Origin of the sequence: Kitasatospora sp. NPDC101447, assembly GCF_044767225.1 — a bacterium.
Taxonomy (GTDB): Bacteria; Actinomycetota; Actinomycetes; order Streptomycetales; family Streptomycetaceae; genus Kitasatospora.
Genome location: NZ_JBIWNL010000013.1, coordinates 115,842 through 130,400, shown reverse-complemented (window position 1 = coordinate 130,400; position 14,559 = coordinate 115,842). Strand labels below are relative to the sequence as shown.

General features: G+C 73.5%; 13 protein-coding genes and 1 pseudogene. 10 read left to right on the top strand and 4 right to left on the bottom strand.

Features of this window, described 5'->3' with window-relative positions; all coding sequences use genetic code 11:
- Nucleotides 1-6: 6 nt before the first annotated feature.
- The 3 genes and pseudogenes from ACIRST_RS20465 to ACIRST_RS20455 form a co-directional block, all read left to right on the top strand.
- A pseudogene (locus tag ACIRST_RS20465) lies at nucleotides 7-1,014 on the top strand (carbamoyltransferase N-terminal domain-containing protein); the annotation flags it as partial.
- Between the two features lie 40 nt (nucleotides 1,015-1,054).
- Nucleotides 1,055-1,729 carry a carbamoyltransferase C-terminal domain-containing protein gene (locus ACIRST_RS20460; RefSeq protein WP_402803499.1) on the top strand — a complete coding sequence of 225 codons (675 nt, stop codon included), beginning with the start codon at nucleotides 1,055-1,057 and terminating at the stop codon, nucleotides 1,727-1,729.
- 128 nt (nucleotides 1,730-1,857) lie between these two features.
- The gene (locus tag ACIRST_RS20455) at nucleotides 1,858-3,195 is read left to right on the top strand and encodes a condensation domain-containing protein (RefSeq protein WP_402803356.1); all 1,338 of its coding nucleotides are present in this window, start codon (nucleotides 1,858-1,860) and stop codon (nucleotides 3,193-3,195) included.
- A gap of 64 nt (nucleotides 3,196-3,259) precedes the next feature.
- Here the strand turns inward: ACIRST_RS20455 and ACIRST_RS20450 are convergent, their stop codons facing one another.
- Both ACIRST_RS20450 and ACIRST_RS20445 read right to left on the bottom strand, forming a co-directional pair.
- Nucleotides 3,260-4,423 (bottom strand): agmatine deiminase family protein, encoded by a 1,164-nt coding sequence (locus ACIRST_RS20450; protein ID WP_350520467.1) that lies wholly within the window; start codon nucleotides 4,421-4,423, stop codon nucleotides 3,260-3,262.
- Between the two features lie 194 nt (nucleotides 4,424-4,617).
- Nucleotides 4,618-5,205: a TetR/AcrR family transcriptional regulator gene (locus ACIRST_RS20445; protein ID WP_350520466.1), complete on the bottom strand. Its 588-nt coding sequence runs from the start codon at nucleotides 5,203-5,205 to the stop codon at nucleotides 4,618-4,620.
- 104 nt (nucleotides 5,206-5,309) lie between these two features.
- On the opposite strand from ACIRST_RS20445, the gene ACIRST_RS20440 reads away from it, so the two are divergent.
- The 4 genes from ACIRST_RS20440 to ACIRST_RS20425 all read left to right on the top strand — a co-directional run bounded on the left by ACIRST_RS20440 (nucleotide 5,310) and on the right by ACIRST_RS20425 (nucleotide 8,760).
- A complete protein-coding gene (locus ACIRST_RS20440; RefSeq protein ID WP_402803354.1) occupies nucleotides 5,310-6,386 on the top strand; it encodes a Gfo/Idh/MocA family protein in 1,077 nt (358 codons plus the stop codon).
- 195 nt (nucleotides 6,387-6,581) lie between these two features.
- On the top strand, nucleotides 6,582-7,262 hold the full coding sequence (locus ACIRST_RS20435; RefSeq protein WP_350520464.1) for a GNAT family N-acetyltransferase: 681 nt from the start codon (nucleotides 6,582-6,584) through the stop codon (nucleotides 7,260-7,262).
- Between the two features lie 70 nt (nucleotides 7,263-7,332).
- Nucleotides 7,333-8,004 (top strand): class I SAM-dependent methyltransferase, encoded by a 672-nt coding sequence (locus ACIRST_RS20430; protein WP_350520463.1) that lies wholly within the window; start codon nucleotides 7,333-7,335, stop codon nucleotides 8,002-8,004.
- A gap of 135 nt (nucleotides 8,005-8,139) precedes the next feature.
- Nucleotides 8,140-8,760, top strand: a complete 621-nt coding sequence (locus ACIRST_RS20425) for an L-threonylcarbamoyladenylate synthase (protein WP_350520462.1) — start codon at nucleotides 8,140-8,142, stop codon at nucleotides 8,758-8,760.
- 1,457 nt (nucleotides 8,761-10,217) lie between these two features.
- Here the strand turns inward: ACIRST_RS20425 and ACIRST_RS20420 are convergent.
- Nucleotides 10,218-10,949 carry a hypothetical protein gene (locus tag ACIRST_RS20420; RefSeq protein WP_402803351.1) on the bottom strand — a complete coding sequence of 244 codons (732 nt, stop codon included), beginning with the start codon at nucleotides 10,947-10,949 and terminating at the stop codon, nucleotides 10,218-10,220.
- Between the two features lie 236 nt (nucleotides 10,950-11,185).
- Here ACIRST_RS20420 and ACIRST_RS20415 point away from each other — a divergent pair, with 236 nt between their 5' ends.
- Nucleotides 11,186-11,506, top strand: coding sequence for a MazG-like family protein (locus ACIRST_RS20415; protein WP_350520459.1), 321 nt, complete (start codon nucleotides 11,186-11,188; stop codon nucleotides 11,504-11,506).
- An 87-nt stretch (nucleotides 11,507-11,593) separates the two neighbouring features.
- The gene (locus ACIRST_RS20410) at nucleotides 11,594-12,088 is read left to right on the top strand and encodes a hypothetical protein (protein ID WP_402803349.1); all 495 of its coding nucleotides are present in this window, start codon (nucleotides 11,594-11,596) and stop codon (nucleotides 12,086-12,088) included.
- Nucleotides 12,089-12,140: 52 nt separating this feature from the next.
- Here the strand turns inward: ACIRST_RS20410 and ACIRST_RS20405 are convergent, their stop codons facing one another.
- A complete protein-coding gene (locus tag ACIRST_RS20405; RefSeq protein WP_350520457.1) occupies nucleotides 12,141-12,728 on the bottom strand; it encodes a hypothetical protein in 588 nt (195 codons plus the stop codon).
- Nucleotides 12,729-13,277: 549 nt separating this feature from the next.
- Here ACIRST_RS20405 and ACIRST_RS20400 point away from each other — a divergent pair.
- Complete coding sequence (locus ACIRST_RS20400; protein ID WP_402803347.1) at nucleotides 13,278-14,543, top strand: MFS transporter; 1,266 nt, start codon at nucleotides 13,278-13,280, stop codon at nucleotides 14,541-14,543.
- Nucleotides 14,544-14,559: the final 16 nt, after the last annotated feature.

Sequence of the window (14,559 nt, the reverse complement as noted above, 5' to 3'; positions counted from 1 at the left end):
GCAGCCATGTGGATCCTCGGCGTGAACGCGCCCCCGACCGGCTGGCACGACGCCGCGGCATGCCTGGTCGACGGCTCCGGTGAGGTCGTCGCCTTCTGCGAGGAGGAACGGCTCAGCAGGCGCCGCCACTCGATCTACCGCAAGCCCCGGCTGGCCGCCGAGTCCTGCCTCGCCCGGGCCGGCATCACCGCGGCCGACCTGGACGTGGTCGCGATCGGCTGGGACGCCGAACAGCTCTTCCCCGGACGGTTCCGGGACGACCGGGAGTTCCTGGAGCACACCGTCGGACTCGCCTTCGGCAACCGGCTCCCGGAGGTCGTCCGGGTGCCGCACCACCTGGCGCACGCGACCTCGGCGTTCCACGCGTCGCCGTACGAGAGGGCCGCGGTCCTGGTCGTCGACGGCAACGGGGAGAACGAGTCGTCGAGCGTGTGGACCTTCGCGCGCGACGCCCCGCCGCGCCTGGAGCGGGCCTGGCCGCGCAGCGCGTCCCTCGGCTACCTGTACGACGCGGCGAGCACCTGGCTGGGGTTCTCGTTCCTGAACGCGGGCAAGACCATGGGGCTGGCCGCGTACGGCCGGGCGGCGGGCCTGTCCACGGGCCCGCTGGCCGAGGTCGACGGCGACGGGTTCCGCCTGGCGCTCCCCGGACCGCTCGGGGGCGGCGGGGCGCTCGGGGGTGGCGGGGCGCTCGGGACGGGCGGCGCGCTCGGGGGCTCCGGCCCGCTCGGGGGCTCCGAGCGGGCCACCGCCGCGCAGATCCGCGCCGAGTACGAGACGACCGTCGCCGCGTGGCGCGGGCTGTACTCCCGGATCGCGGGCGCCACCGGCCCGGACCTCCCCGAGGAGCGGCTGGCCGACGACCCCCGCGCGGTGCTGGTCGCCTACACCGCCCAGCGGGCCGTCGAGGAGTGCGTCACCGCGCTGGCGGCGCTGGCCCGCAAGGCGGCGGGCGTCGAGGAGCTGTGCCTGGCCGGGGGCGTGGCGCTCAACTGCTCCACCAACGGTCTGCTGCCCGGGCCGGTGTTCGTACCGCCCGTGCCGCACGACGCCGGTGTCGCGCTCGGCGCCGCCTGGAGCGTGCGCCCGCCCACGGCCGCCCCCGCCCCGCTCGACCCGTACCTCGGCAGCCCGGTGCGCGACCCGCACGGCCCCGCGCCGGCCGCGTACGGCCTGGTCCGCGCGGAGCTGTCGGTCGAGCAGGTCGCGGGCCTGCTGCTGGACGGGCAGGTGGGCGCGATCGCCGAGGGGCGGGCGGAGGTCGGCCCGCGCGCTGTGCCACCGCTCCATCCTCGCCGTGCCCCGGGACGCGGGTGTCGCGGACCGGGTGAACCGGATCAAGGACCGGGAGCGGTGGCGGCCGTTCGCCGGAGTCACCCGGGCCGCCCACGGCCCGCGCTTCTGGGGGGACGTCGGACACCTCTCCCGCTACATGCTGGGCGCGGCCCCCGTGACGCCCGAGGGCCGCGCGACGGCGGCCGGGGTGGTCCACGTGGACGGCACGACCAGGCCCCAACTGCTCGCCGGTGACGAGGCGCCCGTGGTCGGGGCGCTGCTGGACGAGCTGGACCGGCAGGGTGCGCCGCCGGTGCTGCTCAACACCTCGTTCAACGGCAAGGGCGAGCCCATCGTCGACAGCGCGGACGACGCGCTCCGCGCGTTCCGGGCGATGGACCTCGACTTCCTGATCCTGGAGGACTCCGTCTACCGCAAGCCCTACCGCCGCTGACCGCCGCTCCGACGGCCTTGACCGCCGACCGCCCCGCCCGCCTCTACCGCTCCGCCCGCCCCGCTCCGACCGCTCCGACCGCCCCTACCGCTCCGACCGCTCCGACCGACGTCGAACAGGAAGACCACGTGAACAGAACGCTCCTCAGCGCCGAATTCGCCGCCGAACGGGCCGTCCGGGCGCCGGCGACCTGGGGGCAGCTGGAGTTCTGGCTCTGCATCCGGAAGACCGCCCCCCACGACGCGGCGTTCAACAACCACTCCGTCCTGCAGCTCGACGGGGTCGACCCGCAGACCTGCGTCCAGGCGCTGGCCTTCTTCACCGGCCGCCACGAGTCCCTGCGGACGACCTTCGAGACCGCCCCCGACGGAACCCTCCTGCAGCGCGCCCCGCGGACCGGCGCGGTGACCGCCGTACGGGTGGACGTCCCGGCCGAGGAGGTCCCGGCCGCCACCGACCGCCTGGTCGACGAGTTCATGCGGGAGAGCTTCGACTACCACGACGAACTCCCGGTCCGCTGCGGCCTGGTGGTGGCGGACGGGGGCGTCCGGTCGATGCTGCTGGTGATCTCGCACATGTCGATCGACGGCGCCGGCTGGGTCCCGCTCATGGACGAGTTCACGGCCTACCTCACCGAAGGCCCGGAGGCCGTGCCGCCACTGCCCGAGGACGCCTGGCAGCCGGCCGAGTTGGCGGCCTGGGAGGCCACCGCGGAGGCCGCCGACCTCACCGCGAGGACCGTCGCCTACGCGTCGGGCCTCCTGCGGTCGGCCGACCTGCAGAAGCTCCCCGACAATCCGGACGGACCGGAGTCGCCGAGGTTCCTCGGCGGCAGGCTCCGCTCCCGGGCCGCGTACCACGCCGTGGGCCTGATCTCCCGCCGCACCGGCCTGAGCACGACCACGGTGATCCTGGGCACGGTCTGCAGGCTCATCGGCCCGCTCGCCGGATCCGAGGTCGTCTCGCTCTCCCTGATCTCCAGGCGGCGCCTGAACCGCCGGACCCGCCGGATGGTGGGCAACCAGTTCCAGGAGGCCTTCTTCGCGCTCGACCTCGCCGACGCGAGCCCCCTGGAGGTGCTCGACCGCACCTGGAAGTCGACGGTCCGCGCCTACTCCCACTGCGGTGGCCATCCGATCGCCCTGGACCGGATGTTCCTGGACCACGGCAGGAAGCGGGAGGAGACCTTCCGCTACTGCTTCAACGACCGCCGCTACGACCACCGACCCGCCCCCGACACCGTCCCCGCCGAAGGCCTGGAGGCCCTGCGCGACAGCAGCGAACTGTCCTGGCCCGAGCAGCCGGACGGCCAGTTCGACGCCTTCTTCCTCTGCCTGGAGGACGCCGACGGCGCCATCGACTTCCGGCTCACCGCGGACACCCTCCACTTCGGGCGCACCACGGTCGCGGCCTTCCTCCACGACCTGGAGGCCCTCCTGATCGCCACCGCGGCCGATCAGGCCTGACCCCGACGCGACCCGGCCGGATCCCCGGCCGGGTCGCGGGCGGGTCCCGGCCGGGTCGCGGGCGTCAGACCGCCGCGGGCACGACCGGCTGGGACTGGGTCGCGCAGTGGATGCCGCCTCCGCCGGCGGCGATGGCGTTGATGTTCACCGGGACGACCACGCGGCCCGGGTACTCCGCCGCCAGGATCGCGCGCGCCGCCTCGTCGGCGGCCGCGTCCCCGAACCGCGGCATCAGGACGGCGCCGTTGGCGGTGTAGTGGTTGGTGTAGCTCGCCAGGAACGCGGATCCGGTTCCCTGGATCTTCTCGTGGTCGGGGCCGGGCAGCTCGATGATCGTCAGCGGGCGGCCCTGGGCGTCGGTGGCGCTCTGCAGCACCTGCTTGGCCTGGTTGTACACGGTGACCCACATCGGGGTGGAGCCCGGTCCGGGCCTGTCCAGGATGACCCGCCCGGGGGCGCTGAACCGGGCCACGCAGTCGATGTGGCTGTCCGTGATGTCCTGGCCCGCCAGGCCGGCGAGCCAGATCACCTTCTCCACGCCGAGCGAGGACTTGAGCCGCTGCTCGACGTCGCTCTGGCTCAGCCCGGGGTTGCGGTTGGGGTTGACCAGCGAGCTGACGGTGGCGAGCAGGGTGCCCTGCCCGTCGGTCTCCAGCGAGCCGCCCTCCCCCGTGAACGGGGCCCGGACGCGGTCGATCCGGTACCGGTCGAGCAGCGCGGCGGCCGCCTTGGCGTCGTTGGCGAAGGCCTGCTCGTAGCCGGTGCCGGTCTTGCCCCAGCCGTTGAAGTTGGTGTCCAGGCCGGCGATGGCGCCCGGGCCGACCAGGAAGGTCGGGCCGAAGTCCCGGATCCACAGGTCGTCGTTGGAGATCGGGAGGAACGTGATGCCCCGGGACGACGGGGTCGCGCCGGTGTCGCAGAGCGGGGTGGCGGCTGCCACCGACTCCGGGTTGATCACCATCACGACCGGCTCCCAGCGGGAGATCTCCTTCGCGAGGTTCGCGATGTCCCGCTGCACGGCGGGGAGTTGGGCGCCCCAGGCGGAGGTCGGCTCGGGCCAGGCCATGAAGGTGCGGGTGTGCGGGTCGGTCTCTGCGGGCATGCGCAGCGCCGGCGCGGGGCTCGCGGCGCGGGCGGCGCCGGAGAGCAGCGGGCCGGACGCCACCAGGGGTACGGCCGCGGCGCCGTAGCGCAGGAGTCGGCGTCGGGTGATTGCGGGCTTGTCCATCGGTGCCTCGTGCGGGGTCGGGCCGCCCCGGGCAGTCGGTTGCGGCCGATCGGGCGGGACCGTCGGCACGCGCCCGGGGCAGGGCGGGCGGGACGCCCACATCCTGCCCCTAACTGAAATTTCAGTCAACGCGCACGAGTCCACACTCGCAACCCGCGCACGACACAGCCGGGCTCGTCCTTTCCCGGACCGGATCAGCCCGGCGAGTGGAACAGCGTGCGCATCGCCAGGTCGGCCACTTCGCGCAGTTGCTCGCGGGTGCAGCCGCTCGCCGCCTGCACGGCGATGCCGTCGGTGACGGTGTACACCAGCTGCGCGAGGACGCGCGGATCGATGTCGGCCGGCAGGTCGGCCGCCTGCTCGAAGCGGCGGCGGAGCGCGGCCTCGCCGGCCATCCGACGGGCGATCACTTCCCGGCGGATCGGCTCGGAGTCCGGCCCGCAGGCGTGCACGCTGTTGACGCTCAGGCACCCGTGGGGGCTCTGCGGCCCGGTGGTCAGTTCGACGGCCCCGAGGATCAGGTGCTCGACGACGCCCTGGGCGGTTGACGCCTCCAGGGCCTCGGTGGCGAAGGCTCCCGGGCTGGTGAAGTAGCGGTCGAGCACTTTGTGGAACAACTGCTCCTTGTTGCCGAAGGCCGCGTAAAGACTGGGCCTGTTGATCTCCATGGCCGCGGTCAGGTCGGCGAGGGACGTCCCCTCGTAGCCCTGCCGCCAGAAGACCTCCAGCGCCCGGTCGAGCGCGGCCTCGGCGTCGAAGGCGCGCGGGCGACCGCCTGGCATGCCGTACCTCCTCAAGTTTTTTACCTGTCGGTACATTACCCCTTGAACTCCGCCTGCCGCCCGCTCTAGTTTTGTATCGATCGGTACTAAACGAGGGAGGACACATGATCAAGGTCGGGGTCGTCGGAGCAAGCGGCTGGGCCGACGCGTCACACCTGCCCGCACTCGCCGGACTCGCCGGGTTCGAGGTGACCGCCGTCGCGACGACCCGCCAGGCCACCGCCGACCGGGCGGCGGCCGCCCACGGCGTGCCACTCGCCTTCGCCGACGCCGCGGCGCTCGCCGCCCACCCCGACGTGGACCTCGTCGTGGTGTCGGTCAAGGCCTCCGGCCACGCCGCGGTGATCAGGGCCGCGCTGGCGGCGGGCAAGCACGTGCTCTCCGAGTGGCCGCTGGGCGTCGACGCCGCCGAAGCGGACGACCTCGCCCGGGCGGCCGCCGACGCCGGCGTCGTCCACGCCGTCAACCTGCAGGGATACCAGTCCCCCGACGCCCGCCACGTGGCCGACCTGGTCGCCGCAGGCAGGATCGGCCGGCTCGAATCGGCCGTACTGATCGCCTCGGGCGCCCCCTTGGGCGGCGCCCGCATCGCACCGGACCTGGCGTGGACCACCGACCCGGCCGCGGGCACCTCGCTCCTGACCATCATGGCCGGCCACTTCCTGGCCGCACTGGACCGGATGGCGGGCCGGCTGGTCGAGGTCTCCGCGAGGCTGCCCCGCCCGCACGACCGCGTCGAAGTCGAGGGAACGGGGCGGACGGTGCCCAACGGGGTGCCCGCGCAGGTGCTGGTCCACGGCATCCTGGAGAACGGCGCGACGGCGTCCGTCGCGGTGCACGGAGGCAGTGGGAGCCCGGACGGCTTCCTCGTCAAACTCGTCGGCTCCGAGGGCACGTTGACGGCGGCTCCCACCCGGCCCGACACGTACATGCACTGGACCGACTGGGACATCAGGATCGACGGCGAGCAGGTCGAGGTGCCCGCCGACCGCCGGACCGTCCCCTTCGACCCCGCCGCCGGTCCGGTCGCCAACGTCGCGGCCGTCTACGAGGAGATCGCCCGGTCGATCGCCGAAGGACGCCCGCCCCGCCCCGACTTCCACACGGCCGCCGCCCACCACCGGCTGCTCGCAGCCATCGAACGCGCCGCCGCGACCGGCGCCACGGAACAGGTCCACTGACGACACCGACCACCGGCGCCCACCCGAGCGGCGGAACCTCGGCCGGGCGCCGGGCCGGGCCACCGCTGGGCGACGCCGGGTAGCGGGTCGTCGGGCGGGGACGCTGCCTGCGTCCGGGCGCGGACGCACAGGGCCGGGCCCGGCCGAGCCCGGAAACCGAGTGACCGGAACGGCCGTCGTCTCCGACAATGGCGCATGCCGATCGACCACTGGCCGTTGCTGGGGCTGCGCCTGAACACGGCCCGCCTGGAACTCCGACTGCCCGACGGCGAGGAACTGGCCGCCCTGGCCGCGCTGGCGGCCGACGGCGTCCACGAGCCCGACCGCATGCCCTTCATCGTGCCGTGGACCGATCTCCCGCCGGCGGAACGGGCGCGCTCGGTGGTGCAGCACCACTGGTTGCGCCGGGGGAACTGGTCGCCGGACGACTGGGCCCTGAACCTGGCCGTCTTCGAGCACGACCGGGTCGTCGGCCTGCAGACCGTCGCCGCCCGCGACTTCGCCGTCCTGCGGGAGGTCACCACCGCGTCCTGGCTCGGCGCGCGGCACCACGGACGGGGAATCGGCACCGAGATGCGTGCCGCCGTCCTGCACCTGGCCTTCGCCGGCCTGAACGCGCGGGAGGCGAGGTCGGGCGCCTTCGAGGACAACGCCTCCTCGTTCGCCGTGTCCCGCAAGCACGGCTACGAACCCGACGGCACCGAGCGCCACGTGGTCCGTGGCCGACCGGCGGTCAACAGGCGCCTGAGACTCACGCGTGCCCACTGGGAGGCGCACCGGCGGGTCCCCGTCTCGATCCGTGGTCTGCCGCCCTGCCTGCCGATGTTCGGATCACCGGACACCGGCGGCGCCGTTCGCCGAGGGCCGGTCCCGTAGCGGAACGGAGGTCCCGGTCCCGGGCCCGGCGTCCGGCGGTGTGTCAGTGCCGGGTGCGAGGATGCCGGTCATGAGTGACCACGCCGGTCGGCACCCGCGCGCCGCCATCGCCGAGTACTGGGACGCCGCCGCGGCGGGATTCGACGAGGAGCCCGATCACGGGCTGAGGGCCGGGCACACGCGGTCCGCGTGGGCGCGGCTGCTGCGGACGTGGGTGCCGTCGGGCCCGCTCGACGTCCTCGACGTCGGGTGTGGAACCGGTTCGCTGTCCCTCCTCCTGGCGGAGGCCGGGCACCGGGTGACCGGCGTGGACCTGTCTCCGCGGATGGTCGAGCAGGCCGGGAGGAAACTGTCCGGTGCCGGCCTGTCCGGCCGTTTCCTGGTGGGTGACGCGGCTGCGCCGCCGACCGGCGGTGAGGCCTTCGACGTCGTGCTGTCACGCCATCTGGTGTGGACGCTGCCCGACCCCGAGGCCGCGCTGCGGGAGTGGGTGCACCGGCTGCGGCCCGGCGGCCGACTGGTGCTGGTCGAGGGCCGGTGGCGCGAATCCGGGCAGGCCGGCGTGCCGTACGTGGCCGGGGCGGAACTCCTGCCGTGGAACGGCGGGGTGGCCGCGGAGCACCTGGCGTCCGTGGTGCGTCCGCTGGTCGCCGATCTGCGGATCGAGCCGCTCAGCGGGAACGCGGACCTGTGGGGCGGTCCGGTGGACGACGAGCGCTACGCCGTGATCGCCCGGATCTGAGCCCGGTCGGAGGGCGCCCGGGTGCGGTGCGCCGGCCATCGGGCCGACCCCGAACGGTCGGTGCGCCCGGCCGCCCCACACCGCACCGGTGCGCGATGCGGTGCCCCAGCCGGGTGGATCCCGTAGGGTCGGCGGATGGCGAAGTACTTCGACGTGCACCCGCAGACCCCCCAGGCCCGCACCATCAGCACCGTGGCCGACAGCCTCCGCTCCGGGGCCCTCATCGCGTACCCGACCGACTCCTGTTTCGCCCTGGGCTGCCAGATGGGCAACCACGAGGGCATCGAACGGATCCGGACGATCCGGCGGCTCGACGACCGTCACCACTTCACCCTGATGTGCGAGAACTTCGCGCAGCTGGGGCAGTTCGTCCAGATCGACAACAACGTCTTCCGCGCCGTCAAGGCGGCGACGCCGGGCAACTACACCTTCATCCTCCCCGCCACCAAGGAGGTGCCGCGCCGTCTGCTGCACCCGAAGAAGAAGACGGTCGGCGTCCGGATCCCCGACCACGTCGTCACCCGGGCCCTGCTCGCCGAACTCGGCGAGCCGCTCGTCTCCAGCACCCTGACCCTCCCCGGCGAGGACGAGCCGATGACCCAGGGCTGGGAGATCAAGGAGCGGCTGGACCACGTGCTGGACGCCGTGGTCGACTCCGGCGACTGCGGGACGGAGCCGACGACGGTCGTCGACTTCTCCGGCGGTACGGCCGAGATCGTCCGCATCGGCGCCGGCGACCCGACGCGCTTCGAGTGACCGACCCGGGCACCCTGCCCTCCGTCGTTCCCGCCGACCACCGGCCGCCGGGGACGACGGGCGGCGGAGAGACCGGCAGCGGGCCGCCGGCGGTCGCGGCCCGGGGCCGCACCCGTGCCCGTGCCCGGGGCGGGGTGCGTCAGGACCAGGCGACCATCTCGCCGGCCATGGTGAATCCCAGGAAGAAGGAGAGGGTGATCCGGCGGCCGCCCTCGAAGTCCTGCACCCGGTGGAAGTTGCGGCAGTCGAAGAAGACTCCTTCGCCGGGCTCGGCCGTCGTGGTGGCCGAGGGCGCATCGGCGACGACCTCGGGGGCCCAGCCGTAGCCGTCCCCTTGCGGGCGTCGTCGGCGGGGACCCAGCGGTGCCGCCAGACGGTCAGCGCGCCGCCGTGCTCGGCGACGGTGAGGTGCAGGTTGAAGGCGAGTTGCACGATGGGCGGGTCGTCGAGGCGGCCGGGGAACTCCCGCACCACCTCGTCGTAGTGGATCTTCGAGCCGGTCGGGAACTCGCGGAGGATTCCGACGTGCAGCGGGCGCCCGCCGATGGTCGCAGGGCGCACCGGGATGCCCAGTTCGGTGCTCAGCCGGTGCAGCACGGCCGCTGCCGGGTCGTTCCCGCCGTGGATGTCGCGGACGGCCTTCCCGGCCCGCTCCGCCTTCTCCCAGTAGGCGTCCCGGACGTGGCCCCGGGTGTAGTGGTCGTACAGCGCGGGACCGAACTTGAGGATGGGCGGGTCGAGCCGCTCCTCGTCGTAGGCCTCGAAGTCGGTCTGCTCGATGCGGGTGAGAAGGCCGGCCAGGTCGGCCCGGAGCAGCTCGGGCACCCGGACGACGGCGCAGGTGCCGGCGGCCAGCCGTTGCAGGGCCTCCCGCAGCTCGCCTTCCCGGGCGGTCTCCGTTCCGAACATCACCGCGTCGCCGGGCGCCGGGGGTCGCGTCCCTCCCAGCGGTCCTTGCCGGCCCGACGGGCCACGTGCAGCAATCACCCCATCACCATAGGTGACGGTTCGTCGTGATCGCGGAAGCTAGAGGACCCGGGAGCGTAGCCTGCTCCCGGGCCCCTGTGTGCCGCCCAATTGTTCACACCGACACGTTTAAGGGTCGCGGATCAGATTGAAACCGACGCGTTCTGCCTTTGAACTACCGTGCCACGGAGCGGCACAGACGGGACTTGAACCCGCATTCGTCGATATTCGTCCGCACCCGGTCGATCCGGTGTTCGGCGGCGAATGCTGAGACTGGAGCGAGAGTCTGAGATTCAGGGGGCCTGCCTCTGCCGCTTGGGCTACCCCGGCCTGTGGCGCCGGGGGAAGGATTCGAACCTCCACTGTGACCCCTGGGTCAGCTTCAACATCAGTGTCAGCTTTTCGCGCCGTGCGACGCACCCGTCCGACTCCGCGGACGAGGTGACGTGCCCGGCGCACCCGCCCGGCTCCCCGGGCGGGCGATCATGGGGCTACCGGAACAGGTAGCCGAAGACGGCGTCACCCACCCGCTGGTCGGTGACCTCGACGGCGTTGGCCTCCTCGCGGGCGAACTTGACCGCCTGCTGGAGCTTCTCGACCCGCTCGGCGAGCTCGTTCACCCGGCGGGCCGGCAGCGCACCGGAGAACTTGACCGTGGTCCAGTAGCCGACCGCGATGTCCTCGTAGTAGACCTCGACCTGGGCCGGGTGCTTCTCGGTGGCCTCGGCCTTGACGTGGTTGCGCGGCACCTTCTTGGTCCGGATGGTGCGCACCGGCTCCGTCTTCCAGGAGTCGGTGGACGGGTCCAGGTTCCAGGACTCCGAGGCGTCCAGCACCGGGAGCTTCTTCACGAAGGTGAACAGGTCGGTGAGCTGCTTCTCCAGGAAGAGCAGGTACGGCACCGGCACCCGGGCGAGGAGCACCTGGCCGTCCACCACGATATCCGCGCTGGCCCCGATGTTGGCCCAGTCCTTGGTGGCCGTCACGTCGAACAGCCGGGTGAGGGTCTGCGCGGTGGAGCGCAGGATGTCCTCGGCCTTCAGCTGCACCCGGGTCGACTCCGGCGGCAGCTGCTCGCCCTCCTCGTCCTTGGGCTGGTAGGTCCGGGAGATGCCGGCCAGCAGCGCGGGCTTCTGCAGGTCCTGGTGGGCCTGCGTGAGCTCCTGGAAGGACTTGGACTTGACGCCCTTTTCAACGGCGATGATCTGGTTCAGCTTTGCCACGTCGGGGACGCTACCAGTCTCCAACTGATCGGTGACACTTAATTTTCGATCGCCGTCCGAGCTCTTGTGGATGGGATGCCAACCACCCGGGCGGTTGCCGCCCCGGGCGCGGACGGTGGCCCCACACCGCTCGCCCCCGACTTCCCGTCGGAATCGAAAACGGGCTGTTCGCCCCGGGCTCGCCCGGAACCTCCGGGGTTGAACGAGCCGATCGAACAGGGGCAGGATCCAACGCCGTGACGGACACCTGGATGATCATCAAGTCCCTTGCCGAACGCCTGAGTTCACTCTCGGACTGCCCACCCGAACAGGTGATGCTCGGACAGGCGCTGAAGCTCGCGGAGGAGAGCGGCGAAGTCGCCGAGGCCGTCATCGGCGTGCTCGGGATGAACCCGCGCAAGGGCCGGTCCCACACTCTGGAGCAGGTCCACGCCGAGGCCTGCGACGCCGCCGTGACCGCCCTGATCCTCATCGCCCGCACCGGCGCCGACCCCGAGGCCGTCTTCACCCGGCACCTCCGCTACCTCTCCGGGCGGCAACTCACCGACGGCGGCTGACCGGACCGCCGCCCTCCCCCGGCTGGTGGCCCCGGGGCCCGCGCCCGGGGCTTCAGTGTGGCGACGGGCGGTGGCACGATGCGCAGCATGACCATTCTGGAAGAGCGTTCGTGGCGGTGGCAGGGAGCCGGCGGACCGGCGGGGTGGGAGGCGGCGTGGGTGCGGACGCGGGAGCTGCTCGTCCCCGTCGTGCCGGACAAGCGCTTCGCCTTCCAGAGCGACCCCCATCGCGGTGAGATCGCCGACGGGGCGGCCGGGTTGGCGACCGCGTTCTACCTCCTCACCGACGGGTCCGGCACAGCGGTGGCGGACGTACGGCGCGACCAGGTCGAGGAGTTGCTGCGGCCGGGAGCGGGCGAGACGGACGGCGACGTCGTGCGCCGGTGGGAGGAACGCCTGCGGGCGCTCGGCCACGAGCCGGAGACCGGCACCGACCCGGTGTGCGAGCGGTGGCGCGTCCTGCGGACCGACTTCGGCTGGGAGGACGACCTCACCGTCATCGGGGAGGTCCTGGTCCGGCAGGGGTACGGCCTCCTGACGGGCCTCGGGTCCGTCCTCGCCGACCTGCGGGGGACCTTCTGACCCGACCGCGGCACCCGACGCAGCCGGACGGTCCCGCCGGTCGGCGGGCGGGTCAGTAGCGCTGGGCCTGGGCGACCCTGGAGACCAGCGCCTGGTCCCGGTCGATCGGGCTGAACGCGGTCGGGGTGGCCTTCGCGCCCGGGGCGAGGTCCGTGACGCCCAGGTAGGAGGTGTCCACGACCTTGCCGGTCTCGTCGAGGAACTCCACCTTGATCGCGTACGACGCCGTCGAGCTCGTGCTGTTCACCACCGTCACCAGCGCGGCGTTGAATCCCGCCGCCTGCGCCTTGGGCAGGCCGGTGAGCGTGACGTCCGACAGGGCGTTGCCCGTGCCCTGGGTCTTCGACAGCACCTCCTGCGCCTTGGCGCGGCCCGCGGCCACCTGGGCCGAGACCGACGCCTCGAACGAGGACGCCGCCGCTGACAGCGAGGACACGGCCTGGGAGGCGGCGGCCGCCGCCGAGGAGGCCGCCGCCGAGGCCGACTCCAGCAACGAGGACTTGGCCGAGGCGATCGAGGAGGGGAGCTGGCCCGAGAAGGAGCTCGCGTTCGGCGAGAACGGGCGCGACGGCGAGCTGGTCGACGACGTACTCGACGAGCTGCAGCCGGCGGCCACCAGCACCGTGCAGCCCAGCACCACGGCGGCGACACCGACCCGCCGGCTCGTACGGCCGGTGCGACCCGTGCAGCCCGTGCGGTCCGTGCGGTCCGTGCGGTCCGTGCGGTCCGTGCGGTCCGTGCGATTCGACGTGCTCCCCAGCCTTCCGCGGCCACGTGACATCTTGGTCTGCCTTCACCTCACGGCCGGACACCCAGCGGCCCGACCCTCCTCCGCACCACCCTCTGCCCCGGCGCACCGATCCGACCACCGGGCCTACTGCGATCAGGTTGCCGCCCGGCACTCCCGGTGACGTCCGCGGCCGCGGCGGCAGGACGCCGGTCGCCTCCCCGGACGGGTCCCTTCCCCCGCACCCGCCCGCCCCCGCCCTTGGTGACTCCTCCGACCGTCCCCTTCCCGCTGCCCCGCGCGGCCGGACGATCGGACGGTTACCCGCGCCCCGCCCCCGCCCCTACGGTCGGGGGGTCACCCGCAGGTCGCTGTCGCCTGGTCGGGCCGGTTGCGGGAGGCGGGCGCCCGGACCGGCTCCGCAGAGGGGCGTGGACCGTGTCCGTGACCGGGAACTTCCGCATGGCGAAGCAGCTGACGGGCGGCCGGGTGCTGCTGTGGTCGCTGCTCGGCCGGCTGCCGACCGCGATGAGCCCGATCGGCACCCTGCTGCTGGTCAGCCGGAACACCGGCAGCGTGTGGTCGGGTTCGCTGGTCGCGGGGGCGCTGGCGGGCGGTCAGGCGATCGGCGGTCCGATCGTCGGCCGGCTCGCGGACCGCCGGGGGCATCGGACGGTCGGGCTGGCCGCCGCCCTGGCCAACGCGGCGGCCCTGGTCGTGCTGGTCGCCGCCTCCGAGCGCGGGCTCGCGCTCGGCTGGCAGATCGCGCCCGCCGCGCTGACCGGTCTGTCGGTCCCACTGGTGGGCCCGCTGTCGCGCAGCCGCTGGGTCCGACTGGCCGCCGGTGAACCGGAGTTGACCTCCGCGATGCTGTCGCTGGACGGGATCGTCGACGAGTTCGCCTTCACCGCCGGGCCGGCCCTGGTCGGCGTGCTGGCCGGCGCCGCCTCCCCCGCCGTCGCCCTGCTCACCGCAGCCGTGCTCTCCGGCGTCTGCGCCGTCCTGTTCGCGCTGCACCCCACCGCCGCACCGGGCGTCCCGGCGCCGTCCCACCCCCATGACCGTTCCGTCGGGCGGCTGTTGAGCACGCCGTACGTCCTCCTGCTGGCCGGGACGGCCCTGCTGGGCGCCTGCTTCGGTTCGGTCCAGGTCGGCGTCACCGCGACCACCGAGGCGCTGGGCCGGCCGGGCGCCGCCGGGCTGGTGTACGGCTTCCTGGGCTGCACCAGCTCCCTCGCGGGCGTCGTCATCGCCTCGCTGCCCGCCCGTCGGGGCCTGCCGGCCCGCCTCCGGGCCGGCGCGGCACTGCTCTTCGCCGCCTCCTGCGTCCTGCTGCTCACGAGCGGCGACCTCATCGACGACAGCCCCACGAACGGCAGTCTCGCGGCGCTCACCGCGGCCATCGGCTTCCTCGGCGTCGCCGTCGCGCCGCAGATCATCACCGTCTTCGGCCTGGTCGAGCGCACGGTGCCCGCCACCCGGCTCGGCGAGGCGATGGCGGCCCTGGTCAGCGCGCTGATCCTGGCGCAGTCGGCGGGCACCTTCCTCGCCGGCTGGGCAGCCGACCACGGCGCCCCCGGCTCCCCGTTCGCCGTCACCGCCGCGGCCGCCGCCACCGCCTTCGTCCTCGCCGCCTGCACCGCGACCGACCGCCGCTACCACCGTCGCAACGCCGAGCCCCGGCCACCCGCGCCCGCCGAGACCCGCACCGCCGACCCGGCCTCGTGACCGATCCGTCCGTGAG